We start from the raw sequence: 19,836 nt of genomic DNA, 5'->3' as shown, positions 1-19,836 counted from the left end.
TAATATTGTATTTATAATACTATGTTGTTGTTTTCTTCTTCTTTCTTTTATATAAAAACAAGTTCCACTTTTCTTCCGCGACACCGTGTTTGTCCATTTCTGCTCTTGCCATTGTGAAAAACAAATCAGACATTCTGTTTACATAACTCATAATGTAATCGTGCACAGATTCAGGGTCTTCTTGCATTAAAGTAACCAAGGTTCTTTCTCCTCGTCGTATTTGTGTTCTACAAACGTGACAAAGTGCAGAGATTTCGTTCCCTCCTGGTAATAAAAAATAATCCGATGGCGAACTGATACTATCTTCCATTTGGTCTAACCATTGTTCACAAAATTCAGCGCCATCTTTAGGTTCTGGATTCGGATTTTCTTTTTTAGAATCTGATGGACGTGCCAAATGCGACATCATATTCATCATATCTTTTTGAATACGATGTAAATTAGGTTGCCATTCGTGATCATTTCCTAGTTTAGCACGCAGTAAACCAATGGTAGAATTTACCTCATCCAAGGTTCCGATACATTCAATTCGTGCGGAATTTTTATAGGTTCTTTTTCCTCCAAAAACCCCAGTAGTTCCTTTGTCTCCTTTTCTTGTGTAAATTTTCATCTATTTAAAAATTTTTATTTCATTAAAAATGAACCAAATAAAAATTTTCTGCTTAGATCAACCGCTTCGCTTTCGCATAAAAAATTTAATTATTTCGGTGTATAAGCAAAAAATTAATTTTGTTTATGCTCATTTCATACGTTACTTATTTATTTCATTAATCAATTGTAAAAGTATTCCTGATGTACCAAAATAATGATGTACATAAGAGCCCATTACCTTATTTTTTTTATAAATTTTAGCGGTTGCGTCACCACCTCTTGCATCTGTAATTCCTGCCTTTATGGTTGTTTCTGTATCGTTTATTAAACTAGAATAATGAAACTCATGTCCTTTAAAAGTATGACCATTAATTTTGGAAACACGATACCCTAAATGCAGTTTTTTATTCGCCATAGAAGATTCAAAATCAAAATAATTCACCATTTCAAAAGCTTCATTATCTTCAGATATCATAGATTTCCCCAAATACATCATTCCACCACATTCTGCATAGATCTGACCATTATTTTGAGCAAATTCTTTAATACTAGAAAGCATTTTTGTATTGCTAGACAATTCTCTTAAATAAGATTCTGGATAACCCCCAGGCAAATAGATAAAATCACAATCAGGAAGCATCTCATCGTGCATAGGGCTAAAATAGATGACTTCGCCTACCTCTTGCATTACTGAAATATGCTGAGGATATATAAAATTAAAAGCCTCGTCTTTGGCAACTGCAAATTTTATGTTCTTGTTGTCTATTGGTTTCTTTTCTGAACTAACTTTTGGTGCTACTTGTTTGGAGGCTTCTAAAATAGCTTTCCAATCGACTGTTTTATCTAATTCAGTAGCAATTTGATCAATAACACTATCAAATTTTTCAATGTCGCGTATGTTTAACCCTAAGTGTCTTGATGGAATTTCAATATTTTTCAAATTTGATACATACCCAAAGCATTTTACGTTGATGTCTTCGCAAGCTTCTTTAAGCATCATATAATGTCTTTCGGAGCCTACTCGATTAAAAACAACTCCCATGATTTTCACCTCCTTATCAAAATTCACAAAACCTTGAATCAACGGTGCCACAGAATAAGCAACTGCTTTTGCATCGACTACTAATAAAACAGGAGTTTGTAATTTCTTTGCCATTTCGGCCGTGCTTCCTGTATCTTTTTTAGCACCATCAAACAATCCCATAACGCCTTCTATGCAATTAATTTCAGCATGCTGGCCATAGTAATGTAAACTAGTGTTGATTTCATTTTGATCCATCATAAATAGATCTAAATTGACTCCTACTTTTCCGCTAGCTAATTCATGAAATTTTGGATCAATATAATCCGGACCAACTTTAAAAGACCGTACATCAACACCTTTTCGTTTAAGCAGCCGTAATAATCCTAAAGTAACAGTTGTTTTACCTGCATTACTACTTGGAGCAGCTATAATAAATTGTTTGCTCATCCTTCAGTATATTTTGGGCTTTCAGAAACTGTTGTCCTCATTAAAATTTCATAATTAGCTTGAATACGCTTCGCAAATTCTTTAGCAACTCCAATTTTTACCACCCCTTTTTCTGCATCAACTATTTGAGTGGTATGTATTCCTTTGCAATACGTCTGAAAAGCGAGTACTATATCTTCTAAAGTATGTTCCGTATTTAATTTTCCATCTGTAATAATATGAAGGTGATGATGAAATGCTATATCCGAACAAATTCCTTTTATTTTTTTAAAACCAGCTATTAAATTGGTCTTACCCCCAGTTTTAAGATCTGTTAATACCGTTTCAATTTCTTTTAGAATTCCTGTTTGATTTAAAATATGTTGCGCTTCTCCATCAAATAAAGAAACCATAGAGAATTGTGTATGTTGTTTTTTCGATTGTTCTGCAATTTTATGCACAGCTCCTTTAGCATATGCTATAATTTCATCTTTCATCATAGAACCACTAGAATCTATTAAAAAGATATGATGCTGCTTCAAAAGGTTGTTCTTCCTTTTTGTTTTTAATTCAAATTTATCTGTCGCTACATATTGACTTACCGTCTTTTTTGTATTTATGGAAGTAATAGTTGCTTGGTTAATTTGATTTGAATTTGCGCCGTTATCAATTGTATTCGCAGCTATATCTTTTGGTTTTCTAAATTCGTTTAAGGGACTTAGAATATGTATGTTTTCTTCTTTAGAAGGAGTTCCATTTGAAGGAGATTCTTTTGGTTGCTCGTTTTCGTTTTGATTCGGTTGTTTCTGGTTCTGATGCTGATTTGTACTTCTATGATTCAATACAAAATCGGCAATTTTATCTACGGCTTCTGTAGTAACTTCTGATTGATTCAAATAAGAGGTATAAGCTCTAGCAGTTTTCAGTAATAAAATATCTGCACGCAAACCTTCTACTTGATGCTGAACAGCTAATGCACTACAATATTCTATAATTGAATCATTTATTTTTATAGATTTTAAATTCTTTTTAGCCCTTTCTATTTGTATCGCTATATCTTCATCTTTATTTTTATAATTAGCGACAAACTCTACCGGGTTATCATCAAACTCGAAACGTTGTTTGATAATTTGCTGACGTACTTTCGGATCTGTAGGTGTTGTTATACGAACACTTAATCCAAAACGATCTTTTAATTGAGGCCTTACATTTCCTTCTTCAGGATTCATAGAGCCAACTAAACAAAATTGACTTTTAAAATAACGAGAGATGCCTTCTCGTTCTAAATAGTAACTACCAGAAGCAGCTGCATCTAATAAAATGTCTGTAAGGTAATCTTGTAGTAAGTTCACCTCATCTACATACAAAACACCTTGGTGTGCTTGTGCCATTAAACCTAAGTTGACAACTTCTTTCTTAGCATTGATCAATTGTTCTAAATCAATGCTTCCAATAAGTCTGTCTTCAGAAACACCAATAGGTAAATTAATAAAGGGAAAAGATTGTTGAGTACTCATTAGATTTGTTAGCGATCTAATGAGCGTAGTTTTTCCGGTTCCTTTATCACCAATAGCTAATACTCCTCCAATAAGAGGATCAACCAAATTTAATATAAGTGCTAGCTTAAAATCATCTTGACTAACAATAGCTGAAAAAGGAAAATTGATTTGTTTTTCGTCTTGTATCATAATACCATACTATTATTATAGATCCATATCAATCCTATAATTATCGAAGCTACTCCTGCAAGACCATTCATCCACTTGAAAATTGCTAGATTACGTTCTAAAAAACGACTCATCACAACAATCAAAACATAACTATATACCGCCATTGCTACAATAATTCCAAGAGATTCTACAGCTAGTATAAAAAGAGCATCAGTTATAGTTGCACTACTTAAAACTAGTGCAGATGTTAATGCCCCTCCTGTACCTGCCAACCCATGCAACATACCAATCCAAAAAGATTTATTCATTGGATTTACAGCAATTTCTTCTCCTTGGGTTCCATGTAAATGAATTGGATTCGAAAGTTCATGTTCGTGAGGTTCAATTTTTTTATGGACTTTTACCATTTCATTAATAGCATGATTCCTTCTGATTGCTACGATCCCTAACCAAATCATAATTGGACCGACAGCTAATTCTGCATAAAAAGAAATATCATTTATTACTAAAGAAGTTATACTCTTAAAAAATAATGCAACTCCTCCAAACAATAACAAGGTTACGGAATGACCAAATGCCCATTGAGAAGCTTTGAATACCGATTTAAAGCTTACCTTTTTTTTATTAATGGCATTCTCCGTAGCTAGTACAGAAACCGCTGTTACATGATCTGGTTCAAAAGAGTGTAAAATCCCAGCCATCAAAGGTCTAATCAAAGAAGTAAAAGTCATTTTTTATTATATTTAATAAATGTTCCGTTTTTATGAATAAGGTAAATATCGAGTGTCACCTGTTTAATTTTCACATGTGTATGTTGATAACAATGTTTTAACAGCAACTGAAAAAAAGGAGCGTCTTGCTCAAAATCAAATAACTCTATCAACCGTCCAGCCATATTTAAGGATTTGATTTTATCTACATCCTTATAACCAATTTTTTGCGCTAATTCTACTACAAAATCTTTATTCCAACTAGAGACACAGCTATGCGTATCGATAACTCCACCAGCTAGTTTTACAGCCTTGCCTAGCATAATCCCAATACTTACCTTTTCTATCGGTGATTGATTAATTTTATTGAGAGTTTCTCCTATCCAATTACCATAATGAATAAAAGCTTGCTCAGGTAAATGATTAAATTTTTTTGACAGGAACTTTTCGCTTCTGGCACCAGAATTAATAACCAACTCTGTTACCTTATTTGCCACTGCAACATCAATTCCTTGTTCTATACTTGCTATATAAGATGAAGCGGAATAGGGTTTTACAATTCCGGTGGTTCCTAAAATAGAAATCCCATTCATAATACCAACCCTCTCATTCAGTGTTCGTTTGGCTAATTTTTTCCCATCAGTAACATACACAGTAACCGATACACCGCACTCTAAATCGTAATCGTGTAATAATTTTTGAAGAGCGCTAGCTATCATTTTTCTTGGAACAGGATTAATGGCAGGCTCTCCAATAGCCAATTCTAAGCCTTTAAGCGTAACCGTGCCAACACCTTCTCCGGCAATGAACTGAATTCCTTTTTCTTGTGTTAATTTTAGCATACAACCAATCTCTGCCCCATTGGTAACATCTGGGTCATCTCCCGCATCTTTAATTACCGAACAGTTGGATGTGCTTTCTGTAAACTCGCAATGGTGAATAGGTATTTCGAGGATTTTATCTATCGGTAAGTATACGTTAACAGTCTTATTTTTTTTCTGATGAATAATAGCCTTCAAACCTGATTTAGCAGCAGCAGTAGCGCAAGTGCCAGTAGTAAATCCATCTCTTAAAGGCCCTTTTGGAATTTTTCTCAAACTCATACTACAATCGTTTTAGAGATTAATAATTCCAAGGCTGAAGTAGTATATATTACCTTAAAATACATTGGTATTTTTGGTTGATTGATAATAATGATTTGTACATCTGTTTTTAAAGCTGCTTCAATTTTTGTGCTTAAAAACCCACTATTTCCTGTTTCTTTAGTTAAAACAACATCGATCTGATGCATTTTAATCACCTCGATTTCTTTTTTCAAGTTGGCAGAAGGCAGTCCTAAAATCAATTGTTCTTTAGGGAAATCACTTTCTTCCGCAATTGCTAGTGATTCAGGTCTGTTTAATATTCTAAAATATGTAGTGTTTTTTTGCCACCAAGGTGTTAATCTTTTAATCGATTGCACTCCAGTTAGCACCAGTACTCTTTGATCTTCTTTTAATAATTCTAAAGCCTCATCATACGTATTGACATAAGACACTAACAAATGTGCTGTTTTAGGAAGTAATTGTCGTCCAAATCGTATAACAGGAATTTGTAAAAATTCTGCCACTTTAGCTATAGTATCGTGCAATAGTTCTGCAAATGGATGAGAAGCATTTACAATCATTTCTATATCATTCTTAATGATGTATTTTTCTAATTGTTGCTCATCTAACACACCGTGTCTGTAACTAGCAATCTTAGTTGTTTTAAAAGAGATATTTGTTTTTGTAGAATACACGAAAGGCAAGGCCATACTTTCTAATAAAGTGGCTGTTTTTTTACCTTCTGTTGTTCCTCCAAAAACTAATATCATTATGCTTCTTATATATTATTCTGTAACTACAAATTTCTTATTGGTTCTAAAAATATGTTTCCATTCCGGACTGTATAATTGTGACCTGTTCTTACGTGCGCCAATAGCATGACCTACGACAATTAATACGGTTCTCGTTTTCTTGCTTTTCTTCACAATTTCTGCCAGATCCTCTAATTTTCCCTGAAAAATTTCTTCATCCTTCCATGATATTCTATACATTACAGCTACTGGAGTATCTGCATTAAAATGTTCTAATAATTGCGCTTCTACTTTTTTAGCAATTCCAGCACTTAAAAAGATACACATAGTAGCATTCGTTGCTGCAAATGCCGAAATACTTTCTTTAGAAGGCATTGGTGTTTTGCCTTCACCACGCGTTAATACAATAGATTGTACGACTTCAGGAATCGTAAATTCTGATTTTAAAACTGCTGCTGCTGCGCTAAATGCAGAAATTCCTGGTACAATAAAATAATCCATCCCCAACTCGTCAAAAATGGTCATCTGTTCTTGGATAGCGCCATATAAAGAAGGGTCACCAGATTGTAAACGTACAATTGAATTTCCTTTTTTATAATGTTCTTGCATGATAGACACTTGCTCTTCTAAGGTCATCATTGCAGAATTTCTAACTACAGCACCTGATTTACACCAACTGGTCATTTCTTCGGGCACTAAACTACCTGCATATAATACACAATCGGCTTCTTCTAAATATTGTTTTCCTTTTACCGTTATTAATTCCTCATCTCCAGGTCCAGCACCAATAATAGCAATAGCAGTACTACGTTCGACTTTAGTATCTAATGCTACAGAAAATGTAAACTTCTCACCGTTATCTAAATGGATTTTCTGCTTTTCAATTACTACATTTTTATTTCCAGAAAGTAACATTGCTGTAGATTCTGAAACACCCTGTACACCAATTTTAGATCGCACTACTTCACTTGGATTAGGTACTGTAATCGTATTTATTTCATCTGCCGTAAATGTGCTAAAAGGAATCTTGTTATTGTTACTGAAGTCCAAATACGCTTGTTGTCCTGCTTTGATATCAATGGAACCAAAGTTTTTAATGGCCGAAAAGTGAATATTTCTACGTCGTAATTCTTCTTTTAAAGTGGTTTCAAACAGCACTGAATCTAACTGTTTAGAACACCCTGAACCTATCGAAAGTACTTTTGGAATAAAAAACAAACTTGGAATACTAACTTCATACATCTTATAACTTATAGCGATACATAATTCAAACTGTGCGTAATCAATATCTGCTTCCCTATAAAAAACAGTGACAAAATTGGGCAGTGTTTTTTCTAAATGCTGAGTACCTTTATCTTTAATATCTAACAATAAAGCCGTGGGCTTATTATTTACAAAAAGCGCCATCGTTTTGTTCATAGACAATGAACTTTTCACTTGCCAATCAAATTGAGTACCTAGCGTATCTAATGCCCAAATGTTTTGTACATCACTCGAAGTAGATATAATAGGTTTTGCTCCTAAAACTGCTGCAATTTTCGAAGTAAAATCATTTGCACCACCTTTATGACCACTCAATACTGATTGTACATTTAATCCTAAATCATCTACCGAGACCACAGCTGGATCACTATTTTTATCTTGAATATATGGTGCAATTAGTCGTACACAAATACCTAATGCAGTAACAAAACAAATACCATCTAATTTTGTAAAATTTTCATTTAAATAGTTCGAAATAGAGTTAATAGTAGACACGTTTCCATTAGTTGATGATAACGTAGTTATGACCACCGATTTTGGAAATTCTTTCTGAATAACAAGGGCTTTTTCAAGGCCTTTTTCAGTTACTGCTATGATGGCTATTTTTTTCATGTATTATTTTTCTGCTGTGTGAATGCTAATTGTATTGTGTTCGTTTAACTGTATGGTATTCGTGCTAATCGTATATTTTAACTTCGTAAGTACTGAAATGAATACGATGCTACTACTTTCTCTTACCGCATTAGTTACAAATCGAACTCCCGGATTTAATTGATAAACTGTTTGGATTAATTCTTTTAAACGACCTCCGTGTCCACCAATAAAAACAACATCAGGCGTAGGATAGTTTTTTAAATTAATATTAAAGAAATCATCAATTACAATTTCAATACCTGGCGTTCCTAAACGTTCGGTGTTCTGTTGGATAATAGTCCTGCATTCAGTTCGTTTTTCGAAAGCTATTACATTTATATGCGGAAAATGTTGCTTTGCTTCAATAGCTACAGAGCCTGTGCAAGAACCTATATCCCAAAAAACACGTTGATCTTGTAATGCTAATGCATTAATGGTACTTAAACGGATGGGCATTTTGGTAATCATATTCGCTCGATTCTCTAAAGGAATAAAAGCAGCATCAGGAATACCAAACAGTTTTTCCTTAGATCTTATCCGTTTTAATAACACACAATTTAATCTATGATGTGTTTTGATTGAACAAGTGGATATATCAAGTTGTTCAATACGTTCATCATCACCATCTAAAGATTCACCAATAGTAATTGAATAATTGTCAAAACCATATTGTAACATACGTTTCGCTATTACTGCTGGTGTTTTTTTGTCATCTGTTAAAACACCAATCAATTCATTTCTATTGATTAATGCTTCATCTAAAGCTGACCAGTCTCTACCGTGAACCGATATTGATTTTAATACATTGTAATTTGTTTGCGTTTTATGACAGAGTAACTGAATACTATTGAAATAGGGAAAAGCTTTGAGCTGTCCGTTAGGTAATAAACGTTGTAATGTATTTCCGAAACCATAGAAAAAAGGATCTCCCGAAGCAAAAACAACAATAGAAACGTCAACCGTTTTGTATTGTTCTATTAAAGCATCCATTTTTCCCGAAATCTCAATCCACCTATGATTTTTAGGTAAATATGATTGTACCAATTCATAATGACGTTTTCCACCAGAAAAAACAGACGATTCTTTAATTAATTGTAGCACTTCGCTATTCCAAACAGGAGTAGGATGATTACTAATACCAATCAAATAATAATCAATATGTTTTGCGGTTTTTATCATTTATTAATAAGATTCTTTAATTACAACATCGCTTATGTTCTTGCGTTTTTCCCATTGTAAACGTTCCAATTCTGGACTCTCATAGAACTTATCTACGTGTCCTAAACATAAATAACCTATTAACTGTCTATCTTCAGGAGCGTTTAAAATGGCTTTAATTTTATTTGGGTCCAAAATACTTACCCAACCTAAACCAATGTCTAAAGCTCTAGCCATTAACCACATATTTTGAATGGCACAAACCACAGAATACACTCCTGCTTCCTTCATAGTCGTTTGTCCTAAAGTAGGATCAGTGCTTGGTTTATAGAAAACAGCAATATTCAAATCCGATTCTATAATACCTTCCAACTTTAATTGAGTATAGGCCTCCGCTTTTTTTTCTTTAAACAATACTTTTGCCTTTTCATTTTCTTCAAAAAAACTTTCTTTTATTTTAGTTCTAGTGACTACATCTTTAATAATAACAAACTCCCAAGGTTGCGAAAACCCAACCGAAGGTGCATTTACTCCTGCAAATAAAATCTTATCTAAATCTTTTTGAGAAACAGGCGTATCTATAAAACGGTTTCCTCTCACATCTCTACGTGCAAGAATTATCTTTTCTAGAGTCTCTATATGTTCTGAAGTAAATTTGCTCATCTTACGGTTTAAAATAGTTTGAAGCTTCGGGTAGTGTAAAAGCGGCATTTACAATAGCAGCCGCAACATTGCTACCACCTCTGTTTCCTTTTACAATTACCCAATCAGTAGTTGTAATTTGAGATAACTGTTCTTTTGCTTCTAACACATTTACAAAACCAACAGGTACACCAATAACTCCTACAGGTTTAAAAGTTGTGTTTTCTCTTAGTTGTTCTACAATTTCGAATAATGCGGTAGGTGCATTTCCAACAACATATAAAGCAGTTGGGTGCTTTTCAATAGCTTTTCTAATTCCCGCTTGGGAACGTGTAATATTTGCTGAATTTGCTAATAACTGCGAATCCTCATCATTTAACAAACAATGTATTTGATTCCCGTATGCCGCAGTAAAAGCTTTCGTGATTCCAGCTTTTACCATGGTAACATCGGTAACAATCTCTCCTCCGCTCTTAAGATGGTTGTGCCAATTTTCAATAGCTTCTGATGTTGCCGAATATTGATTAAAATCTTCCAAAATTCCTGTGGTATGAATCACTCTGGTTATTGCCCATTTATCCGAAATAGAAAAGGGTAAATTGGTAATATACTCCGTAACAATTCTAAAACTCTCTTGTTGGATTTCTTTCCCAGTATGCGGTTTTCTGTTGAGATATCCTCGCGGTGTAATCAAATAGTCTTTAAAACGATACGTTTGCGAGTTTCCAATCATTACCAGGCAAAACATATCTACATCTTCTGGATTAAACGCTCCTAAAGTGGTAATTTTAAGTTCTTCTTCTGGTCGTGTAACATGTCTTATAATCGCAACAGGTGTATTAGGAGAGCGCTCTTCTAAAAATATTTTTTGTAATCTACCTAGTTGCCAATGTCTTTTTTTACTCCTTGGATTATATAAACTTGTCACAAAATCCCCAGTAGCCGCAGCTTTAATTCTTTGCTCTATTTTGTTCCAAGGCGTCATTAAATCTGATAAAGAAATACAACAAAAATCATGACCCAAAGGTGCGCCTAATTTACTCCCTGCAGCTAAGAAAGCAGAAACGCCCGGTAAGGTTTCTAGTTCAATATCCGTATGCTTTTCTTTTGACACCACTTCATAAACAATGGCAGCCATTGCATAAATACTAGCATCACCAGAACCAATAACGACTACATATTTGTCTTCATTCGCTTTTTCAATGGCTTTATGCGCTCTTGCTTCTTCCTTACCCAATGGCATTGAAATGAGTTCTGCATCTTCTCTAAAAAGAGATGCTCCAAACTGAAAATAATAATCGTAACCAATAACTACATCTGCTTTTTGCAAAGCATTTTTAACTACGGGTAGCATATAATTAATATCTCCAGGTCCTAAGCCTGCAACTGTTATTTTCATAAGGCTTGTTTTTTAATAATGAGCAGAGAAAAATAAGGGATCTCTCTTTTATTTGCTATTGCCCAATTATTGGTAATAAACTGTTTGTCGGTTCCTAGGCGTTCGGCATAGATAATGCTATGTTTTTTGGTATCAATAACAGAAGTAATACTCTCCATAACAGATTTTATTTTCATTAGTACTACCGTGTCAAAATGATGAATTACTTCTTTTAATTGATCTTTACTCTGTATACGAGGTATAATCGTTACTTTTTCATTCTGTAAGCATAAAGGTATTTTGCTTTCTGAAGCTAAATGTAAATAGGAGGTAATACCAGGAATTAAATCTATAGGTAATTTACGCGATTTTATTTTTTCTAATACATAAGAAAAAGAGCTAAATGTGCTAATATCTCCTTCGCTAACAATAGCAATAGATAAGCCTTTATTATAATCCTTTACTATTTGTTGAAATGTAGTCTCATAAATTGTTTTTGCCTGGGTTCTTTCTAAATCCATTTTTAGATAGAAACCTTGTAGTTTCTCTACATCTAAATCATATTGATTTAAAATAGATAACGAATAACTCGATTTTCTACCATCTTTAAATAAGGATCCTGGATAATAGATTTTATCAGCTTGTTGTAATGCTTTTAAACCTTTTAGGGTAATTAAATCGGCATCACCAGGTCCTAAAGACACTCCGTATATTCGACCCATCGTCATATACCTAACATCTTTTTAACCTTATTCCCCAAACTGTTTTGTTTTTCATTAGGTTTTTCATCTTCTTCAAATAAAATTCCTTTCACATTTAAGTGGTGTCCCATTTGTTCTTTCCCTTGAAATTCTTCAAAACCAATCACTTGTTTTCTGTACTTACACAGTTGACAATTCATATTGGCAATTCCATTTTTAGCTTCATGTAAACGCTCATCAAAGGCTTGTAAAATCAATTCATCCGTACCAAATGGATCTGTATACACATATTCTAAATCAGAATTAGCATTCATTTCAGAAACACTTTTATAAATTCGTTCTAATAAAACACCTGTAAAAAAGAAGAAAGGAATGACGATGGTACGTTTAAAACCTAACCTCTCCACTAACTGCAAACCTTCATCAATCTTAGGATAGGCTGTTCCGCTATACGCTGTGGTAGCAAAACCAAATCCCATTCCGTCCCAAAGCATACTAGTTAATTTAGCAACATCGCTATTGGCATCAGGGTCTGTAGTTCCTCTACCAACTACTACCAAACAGGTATCTTTTCTATCTACTTTAGGTAAGTTGTTTTCTGTTTCTTCAATACGTTTTAATGACAAATCCAGTAAAAAAGAACTTACTCCAATATGTTTCCCCATAGAAATGGTTAAATCATCGTGATACGTCTGTAGTGTATTTAATTCATAAGGAATGTCATTTTTGGCGTGAGAACCTGCAAATAAAATAACAGGTAAAGCATAAATTTTACGGATACCATTTGCATACATACGCTCCACAGCTGCTTCATAAGTGGGGTGATTAAATTCTAAAAAACCATAATCTACTTCATAAGCATCTTGATAACGTTCTTTTAAGATACCCACCAATCGTTTGAATGATTTTACACCAGCTTCTCTTCGTGTACCATGTCCACACAATAAAATTCCTTCTTTCATCTATTCGTTTTTATTATTTTTTTATCTGTCATATGTAACATCCAACAACACGTGCTGCTATGTGTTTTAGAAATTAAACTTGGATGTTTCATTTACTATTAGTTTTTAGATTAAATTGGTGTTGCGCCAATAATAAAAACTACCGGCATTTGTATCGTAGCATTCATTATTTTTTCTTCTATATTTCCTAAGTTTCCAGTAACGATGGCTTGCTGTTTTCTCGAAACACTTGAAATAGCGTTTACAGGAATCCTATCATCTTTACATACTTCTAATAATTTAGGAACAATTCTATGCAAGTTTTTTAATCCCATGTAAATAGAAATCGTATTCCCTGCTTTTAGCATATGTGCAATTCCATTTAATTGCTCAAACGAATAATCAGCTGTATGCGCAGTACATATTAACATGGAATTAGATTGATTGCGCTCTGTTATTGGTATATTACAAATATTAGCCGCTGCTAAGGCTGCAGAAATTCCCGGTACAACTGTAAAAGGTAGTTTGTGTTTTTTCAAAAAACGAGCTTCTTCTGCTGCTCTACCATAAACATATGGGTCTCCTGATTTCAACCTAACCACTTTATCTCCCAGTTCGCAATGATTTTTCATCAACGTATTGATCTTGTTTTGTCGGGTTTCTTGGTTTTCCGAATCACCAAATTTTCGACCAACATACATATGTTTAGCCAGTGTATTGATATCTAATATCTCATCAGAAATTAAATTATCATGTAAAATAACATCAGCTTTTTCAATAGCTTCTAAAGCTTTTAACGTTAATAAATTTTTATTCCCTGGCCCTGCACCAATAATATTAATTTCTGGTAAGTGTTTTTTTGTAAAAATCCATTCTGGGTTTGAAAATTGATACTTAAAATTAAGCAGTGCCTTTGATTTTGAATTATCGACTATTTTAAAGTTTTCTTTTGTTATTGTATGAAAAACCGGTGTTGGCAGGCTTAACTGGATAGCTGCATTTTCATAAAATTCTTTCCGTTTTGGGTGCATATCCGAACAACCATTAATAATTTCGCCAAAACAATTTTGTTCTAAAATTGCTTCAATTAGATCTATAGCATCTTTTTGATGAATAAGATTTACAGGTACATTAGGGTTTTTTAATTGTTTCTTATCTGCTAGCAATCTTCCTGGATTACGTTGTGGTCCAATTAGTCCTGCTAATCTTACTATAGTTATGTTAGCACGAAAATATTGTTGCAATAATTGTTCTGCCTTGAGTAAGGCTCTCCCAGATGCTTTTTCTGGCGCACAATCTTCTGTTTCATTTATCAGGTTATTACTATTTTGATATACTGAAGTAGAGCTTACAAAAATAACCTTAGTTGATCTAGGTGTATGTTTTATAATCTGTTCGATCTGAAGCGGATGAACGACTTCTATGTTATCAATACGTTTTGGAGGAAAATTGATAATAAGCGTCGATGTTTCATTTATAAAAGATTCCCAATCTCCTATAATCGTATCAGATTCAATTTTTATTCTGCTTGTGGGGAACGAATACTTACATAGTGATTTTAACGCATCCAGTTCAGCGGTGCTTCCATTAACTGAATACCCTCTTTTTTGAAGTTGCAACGCAAGCGGCAACCCCAACCAACCTAAGCCTAGTATAGAGATATGAGTACTCATAACTACCCTAAAACTAAGCTTGTATTCTGTAATTGAATTTTTTTACAATACTCCCAAGCTTTGCTCTCGACAGAATCAAATTCAATTTTCCCTAAAACTTCTCCAAATTTATTTTTGAAACGAATACCTGTTTGTTGTGTTCCTTTCTGATGAAAATATTCTGTACTAGAAATTTTTGATTTTTGCAATTCCATATTTTCTTTAGGAACAGCTGCAATCGTTAATCCAATACTTTCGGTTTTGGTATGTAATTCTAGCGTGTACGCTTTTGTATATGCTATCGTATCTATTTCTTCAAACGAAATGGGACTTCTATCAGCCACATAAAGCATCGCTCCTTTTGGGTTTTCTAACAGATATAAAAATAACGGGTATAAATATTGGTCAGAACTAAATCCTTTGGTGATATAACATTCTCCTAACTCTATGTCATCTTTTAATTCAAAAGGTTTTGGTTTTACAGGAGTTCTTTCATTATTAGAAAATTGTTGTTCCCATCCTTTTTGGTACAATAACTCTTCTTTGATAGGGTTTTCGTTATTGAGATGTCTTCTTACAATTGGAATTATTTTTTCTACTGTTAATTCTTTATACCAAAATTCTCCAGGATGTACAATACAAGTGGGTGCATCTTCACATCTTCCATTACACCTTGTTTTAATAGTATGGGTAGTATCCCAAACTTCATTATTACGTAAATAAGCTCTTGCTGCTCTTACAACTTGCTCAGATCCTGCTTTTTGACAAGAACCTCCATCACAAAAGAAAAAAGTATCTTTTGTATTTGCTATATTTTTACCCATTTTTTTTATTATGGGGGAAAGTAGGGTAAGAAGCCAAAAAAGACTGGCTACCTAACACTTAAACTTTTATTCCCGAAAGTTAATATTATGTTTTGCTTTAGGCAGGTATTCTGACTCACTCTACTTTTAACGCCTTCCCATTTTTAAAAAAACAGTGGCCAATATGTTAAAAGCTTTTTGCAGAGTTTACAGCTGCGGGAACAGTTTTGGATTCTCACCAAATTCCCTTTTAATTCTATATTCTTTTTAAAGTACAAGAATAAGAAACCAAAAGCCTCACAAATGTATCGTTAATTTTTGATTTATATGCAAATAGTTTCTAAAATCAATTTTGTTCTTTCCAGAGGGGAATATTTAGGCAATGTTATAATTTCGAATCCTTTGTTTTTATACTGTTCTAAAAGGGATTTTTCTAATCTCAAACAATATTCAAATTCCTGTAATCGTTGTCCATCTTTGCAATAGATCTCAAACCAGGTTGGTGTAAAAAAAACAATTTTATGATATGTTTCTTTATAAGGAAAGTCGCTTAAGTACTTTGGGATAGCTTTGTTTTCTAACATTAAATAAGCTTCTAAATCTAACAAAGATCTATCGCAAATTAGCGTATCAGTATTCAATAGTTCTTGATTTGTATGTTTAAATACAAGATCCGTAAATCGATCAATATCTCCCCAAGGCATACCATTGTTATTGTTTTTTTGCTCATCAATAATTACTTTTCTAGCGACCTCATCCATACAAGGTATGGTTTTCTTTAGAATATTTATCAATGTCGTTTTCCCAGTACCTGGAGCCCCAGTAACGATGTATTTTTTTTGTAGTTTACACATATTGAACTAATAATAAGACTCCAATAACTAAAAGACAAAAAACAATACTTACCTTATAATTAATTTGGCTTACTGTTTTAATTTCTTCGTTCTTAATTTCACGACTATTAGTGCCTATAAAAGGTTTCTTAACCAATTTTCCGTGATAATAATTTGGCCCTCCGAATTGACAGTTTAATACATATGCTAGAGCAGCTTCTGGATAGCCAGCATTAGGACTACTATGCTTTTTTCCTTCTCTAAACAGGAAAGAAAATCCGCTTAACTTAAATCTCACAACCAATATTAGTAGTGCAGTAATTCGAGCAGGAATATAATTAGCAACATCATCTAATTTTGCGGCAAATTTACCAAACTGTATATAACGATCGCTTTTATATCCAATCATAGAATCTAAAGTGTTGATCATCTTATATCCCATTGCTCCTGGAACTCCTAAAATCAAAAAATAGAATAAAGGCGCAATAACACCATCACTTAAATTTTCTGACATGGTTTCGAAAGTAGCAACTCTAATTTGCTGTTCATTTAAATTATTAGTTTCTCGTCCTACAATCCAAGACAGACGTTTACGACCTGCTTCTAATCCTTCATTTTTCAAGGTATTAAATACCGCATACCCTTCTTTTATCAATGTTTTATTCGCCAAACAATAAAACAACATCAATATTGAAAATACAAGTGCTGAAATTTCAAAATCATAGACATTTAATGATCTAATAATTAGAAAAGGAATAGTAAAAGAAATCCCGACTAATACACTTGTTAACAATACACCTTTTACGAATTTACACGAACCTCTATTCAACCAATTTTCACCAAAAGCAATACTCTTTCCATAACCAACAATAAGATGTGGTAATTTTCTAGGATCTCCCAGAAGCAAGTCCAAACCAAAAGCAAAAACAACTATATAAATTTGGTTCACATCCATTCCTTTATAGCTTGAATTAATGCATTATTAGCTTCTTTACTTTGAGTAGAAAGTCTAATATACTCTCCTTTTAATCCATTAAAGTTTGTTGCATCTCTAATAAGGATTTGATGTTTTACAATTAAGTACTCTTTTAACTCTTTAGCAGATTTCTGTAATAATTCAACTAAGAAGTAAGAAGTATTACTTTTATAGACTTTTACACCTTTCAATTGCTCAAGTTGTTCTTTAAAAATAGCTGTTTCTTCTATTAATTCAGCCACGTCAAATTGAAATACTTCATAATTTTTGAAAATATATTCACCTGCTTTTATCGCTAATGAATTGACGCTCCAAGGCATTTTTAAAGTTAAGAGTTCTTTAATGATTAAGTTGTTTGAAACGATATATCCCAAACGCAATCCCGGAATTGTAAATGTTTTGGTTAATGAACGAACCACTATTAAGTTATCGTATTTTTTTGTCAATGAAATGATAGATTCAATACTATTAGTAAACTCGATATACGCTTCATCAATGACAAAGGTAGTTGCTGGCTTTTCTTGAAAAATAAGTTCTAAATCATTTTTAGAAAAAATAGCTCCATTTGGATTATTTGGATTACAAATAAACACTAAATCGGCATTAGTATCTTTTATTTCAGTAATAGAAATCAACAAGTAATCTAACTGAAAAATTTTACAAGCATCTTCATATTCTGAAAAAGTGGGAGCTACTATAGCCGCTTTTTTAGTAGCAAATAATTGGACAATAAGATAAAAAGCTTCCGTCGCACCATTAGTAAATAAGAACTGTTCTCTATCGAGTTGAAATTTATGCGCTGCCAATTCATTTAACTCACTTGCAGTAGGTGAAGGATAATTTTGAATTAGAGAGACATTCTTTGAAATATGAGTAAGTAATGTTTTAGGACATCCTTTATAATACACATTTGAACTAAAATTATACCTGATTTTTTCTTCAATTAAATGAAGGTCATCCCCATGTCCGTCTAACATTATTGCATGCTATTTTTTAAGATGGTTGACATTTCCAAATTTTCATCTATCCAATCAGCCAATTTATCAAATTGTACTGCTTTAAATGCTTTATAGTCTTTTGCAGTGGCATCCGGATACTTTAAACGTAATAATTCTGTAACTACTTCTTGATTATCAAATATTCCATGAAAATACGTCCCCCAGCTTTTATTCCCATCGAAATAACCTTCTTCAGTACCATCAACAAGATTTAAACCTCTCGTTTTAGGCACTATAGTTTCTCCCATATGAATTTCATACCCTACACAAGGTGTAGACAAATCTTTAAACCAAAAGTTACGTTGTACTGTTTGTTTCGTTTTCGAAAGTGTTGTTTCAATATCAAATAACCCTAAACCTTCTTCTGAATTAATCATGCTCTCTACTGAAAAAGGATCTTTGACCACCTTGCCTAGCATTTGGTAACCACCACAAATCCCTAAAATTGGAATGCGTTTGTATTGCTTTTTAATAACCATATCTAAACCGTCCTTTTTTAAGGCAATTAAATCTTCAATAGTATTTTTAGTACCTGGAATAATAATTACTGCTGCTTTATTTAGTTCTTCTATGTCTCTTGTAAAATATAGATTGATTAATGGTTCTTGCTCTAACACCTGAAAATCTGTATAATTAGACATATAATGAAGTTTGACAACAGCAATATTTAGTCTGTCGTCGGAGGCAGTTGTATTTCTGCGATTCAATGCTACAGAGTCTTCTTCTTCAATAATAATATCTTTGGCATAAGGTAAAATACCTAAAACTGGAATACCCGTAAGTTCTTCTAATTTCTTTTTCCCATCAATGAATAAAGTTGGATCTCCTCTAAACTTATTAATGATGATTCCCTTCACCAATTTACGCTCCCAATCCTCTAGTAATTCAATAGTTCCATATATACTTCCAAATACCCCACCTTTATCAATATCTGCTACTAAATAAACACACGCATTTGCAGCAGCTGCCATTCGCATGTTTACAATATCTCTATGTTTTAAATTAAGTTCGCTAATACTTCCAGCACCTTCCATTACGATAGGATTGTGTTTTGAAGCCAATTGTCTAAATGATTTTTTAGCTTCTTCAAACAACTGTTTTTTATTATCTCCTAAAAAATATTCTTTAGCTGTTTGATCACCAATTGGTTTTCCGTGTAAAACAATTTGTGATTTATTTACAGATGAAGGTTTTAACAAAACGGGGTTCATTTCTACCGTTGGCGGAATACCACAAGCCTCTGCTTGTACCGCCTGTGCCCTTCCAATCTCTAGATTATTAGGTGTAGAAAAACTATTTAATGACATGTTTTGAGCTTTAAAAGGAGCAGGATTGTACCCTTTCTGCTTCAGCCATCTGCAAATACCTGTTGTTATCCAGCTTTTACCGACATCAGAGCCAGTACCAACTAACATTATAGGCTGTAATTTTTGCATATTCAATATTTTTCTCAGCACAAAAATATTGAATTAAATAGAGTTTATATAGGGTTAATGATAAAGTTATTAGAACTACATTTTGATACATTTTATTACTCTCTTCGACGGGAGAGTAATAAACACTTGATGTCATGAAAACTCATATTTCTGAAAAGCTCTTA

Annotated in this window: 18 protein-coding genes and 1 riboswitch; all 18 genes read right to left on the bottom strand. The window is 33.2% G+C overall.

Annotated elements, in window-relative coordinates; translation table 11 throughout:
* Window positions 1-19: 19 nt before the first annotated feature.
* The 18 genes from NMK29_RS00350 to NMK29_RS00265 all read right to left on the bottom strand — a co-directional run bounded on the left by NMK29_RS00350 (window position 20) and on the right by NMK29_RS00265 (window position 19,672).
* Window positions 20-610, bottom strand: coding sequence for a cob(I)yrinic acid a,c-diamide adenosyltransferase (locus NMK29_RS00350; RefSeq protein ID WP_108805131.1), 591 nt, complete (start codon window positions 608-610; stop codon window positions 20-22).
* A gap of 141 nt (window positions 611-751) precedes the next feature.
* Entirely contained in the window at window positions 752-2,062 is a 1,311-nt protein-coding gene (locus tag NMK29_RS00345; RefSeq protein ID WP_108805130.1) for a cobyrinate a,c-diamide synthase, read from the bottom strand.
* Complete coding sequence (locus tag NMK29_RS00340; protein WP_108805129.1) at window positions 2,059-3,729, bottom strand: AAA family ATPase; 1,671 nt, start codon at window positions 3,727-3,729, stop codon at window positions 2,059-2,061. Before NMK29_RS00340 ends, NMK29_RS00345 begins: the two co-directional genes overlap by 4 nt.
* Window positions 3,726-4,442, bottom strand: a complete 717-nt coding sequence (locus NMK29_RS00335; protein WP_108805128.1) for a hypothetical protein — start codon at window positions 4,440-4,442, stop codon at window positions 3,726-3,728. The genes NMK29_RS00340 and NMK29_RS00335 overlap by 4 nt, the downstream gene beginning before the upstream one ends.
* The gene (gene cbiD / locus NMK29_RS00330; RefSeq protein WP_108805127.1) at window positions 4,439-5,524 is read right to left on the bottom strand and encodes a cobalt-precorrin-5B (C(1))-methyltransferase CbiD; all 1,086 of its coding nucleotides are present in this window, start codon (window positions 5,522-5,524) and stop codon (window positions 4,439-4,441) included. The genes NMK29_RS00335 and cbiD overlap by 4 nt, the downstream gene beginning before the upstream one ends.
* The gene (locus NMK29_RS00325) at window positions 5,521-6,276 is read right to left on the bottom strand and encodes a precorrin-6A/cobalt-precorrin-6A reductase (protein ID WP_108805126.1); all 756 of its coding nucleotides are present in this window, start codon (window positions 6,274-6,276) and stop codon (window positions 5,521-5,523) included. Before NMK29_RS00325 ends, cbiD begins: the two co-directional genes overlap by 4 nt.
* Window positions 6,277-6,291: 15 nt before the next feature.
* A complete protein-coding gene (gene cobM, locus NMK29_RS00320; RefSeq protein ID WP_108805125.1) occupies window positions 6,292-8,133 on the bottom strand; it encodes a precorrin-4 C(11)-methyltransferase in 1,842 nt (613 codons plus the stop codon).
* A gap of 3 nt (window positions 8,134-8,136) precedes the next feature.
* Window positions 8,137-9,333: a precorrin-6y C5,15-methyltransferase (decarboxylating) subunit CbiE gene (gene cbiE / locus NMK29_RS00315; protein ID WP_108805124.1), complete on the bottom strand. Its 1,197-nt coding sequence runs from the start codon at window positions 9,331-9,333 to the stop codon at window positions 8,137-8,139.
* Window positions 9,334-9,336: 3 nt separating this feature from the next.
* Complete coding sequence (gene bluB, locus NMK29_RS00310; RefSeq protein ID WP_108805123.1) at window positions 9,337-9,975, bottom strand: 5,6-dimethylbenzimidazole synthase; 639 nt, start codon at window positions 9,973-9,975, stop codon at window positions 9,337-9,339.
* 1 nt (window position 9,976) lies between these two features.
* Complete coding sequence (gene cobJ, locus NMK29_RS00305; RefSeq protein WP_108805122.1) at window positions 9,977-11,353, bottom strand: precorrin-3B C(17)-methyltransferase; 1,377 nt, start codon at window positions 11,351-11,353, stop codon at window positions 9,977-9,979.
* Complete coding sequence (gene cobI / locus NMK29_RS00300; protein ID WP_234424330.1) at window positions 11,350-12,054, bottom strand: precorrin-2 C(20)-methyltransferase; 705 nt, start codon at window positions 12,052-12,054, stop codon at window positions 11,350-11,352. The genes cobJ and cobI overlap by 4 nt, the downstream gene beginning before the upstream one ends.
* Window positions 12,055-12,056: 2 nt before the next feature.
* Window positions 12,057-12,995 (bottom strand): sirohydrochlorin chelatase, encoded by a 939-nt coding sequence (locus NMK29_RS00295; protein ID WP_108805120.1) that lies wholly within the window; start codon window positions 12,993-12,995, stop codon window positions 12,057-12,059.
* A 110-nt stretch (window positions 12,996-13,105) separates the two neighbouring features.
* The gene (gene cobA, locus NMK29_RS00290; protein WP_108805119.1) at window positions 13,106-14,647 is read right to left on the bottom strand and encodes a uroporphyrinogen-III C-methyltransferase; all 1,542 of its coding nucleotides are present in this window, start codon (window positions 14,645-14,647) and stop codon (window positions 13,106-13,108) included.
* 2 nt (window positions 14,648-14,649) lie between these two features.
* The gene (locus NMK29_RS00285; protein ID WP_108805118.1) at window positions 14,650-15,450 is read right to left on the bottom strand and encodes a ferredoxin; all 801 of its coding nucleotides are present in this window, start codon (window positions 15,448-15,450) and stop codon (window positions 14,650-14,652) included.
* Between the two features lie 82 nt (window positions 15,451-15,532).
* Window positions 15,533-15,737, bottom strand: a riboswitch (cobalamin riboswitch).
* 15 nt (window positions 15,738-15,752) lie between these two features.
* Window positions 15,753-16,283: an AAA family ATPase gene (locus tag NMK29_RS00280; protein ID WP_108805117.1), complete on the bottom strand. Its 531-nt coding sequence runs from the start codon at window positions 16,281-16,283 to the stop codon at window positions 15,753-15,755.
* The gene (gene cbiB, locus NMK29_RS00275) at window positions 16,276-17,217 is read right to left on the bottom strand and encodes an adenosylcobinamide-phosphate synthase CbiB (protein ID WP_108805116.1); all 942 of its coding nucleotides are present in this window, start codon (window positions 17,215-17,217) and stop codon (window positions 16,276-16,278) included. The genes NMK29_RS00280 and cbiB overlap by 8 nt, the downstream gene beginning before the upstream one ends.
* On the bottom strand, window positions 17,208-18,215 hold the full coding sequence (locus tag NMK29_RS00270) for a histidinol-phosphate transaminase (RefSeq protein ID WP_108805115.1): 1,008 nt from the start codon (window positions 18,213-18,215) through the stop codon (window positions 17,208-17,210). The genes cbiB and NMK29_RS00270 overlap by 10 nt, the downstream gene beginning before the upstream one ends.
* Complete coding sequence (locus NMK29_RS00265; RefSeq protein WP_108805114.1) at window positions 18,215-19,672, bottom strand: cobyric acid synthase; 1,458 nt, start codon at window positions 19,670-19,672, stop codon at window positions 18,215-18,217. Before NMK29_RS00265 ends, NMK29_RS00270 begins: the two co-directional genes overlap by 1 nt.
* Window positions 19,673-19,836 lie beyond the last annotated feature (164 nt).

Origin of the sequence: Aquimarina sp. Aq107 (assembly GCF_943733665.1) — a bacterium.
GTDB lineage: Bacteria > Bacteroidota > Bacteroidia > Flavobacteriales > Flavobacteriaceae > Aquimarina.
Note: the sequence above shows the minus strand (reverse complement) of the source record. Positions and strands in the feature narration are given on the sequence as shown.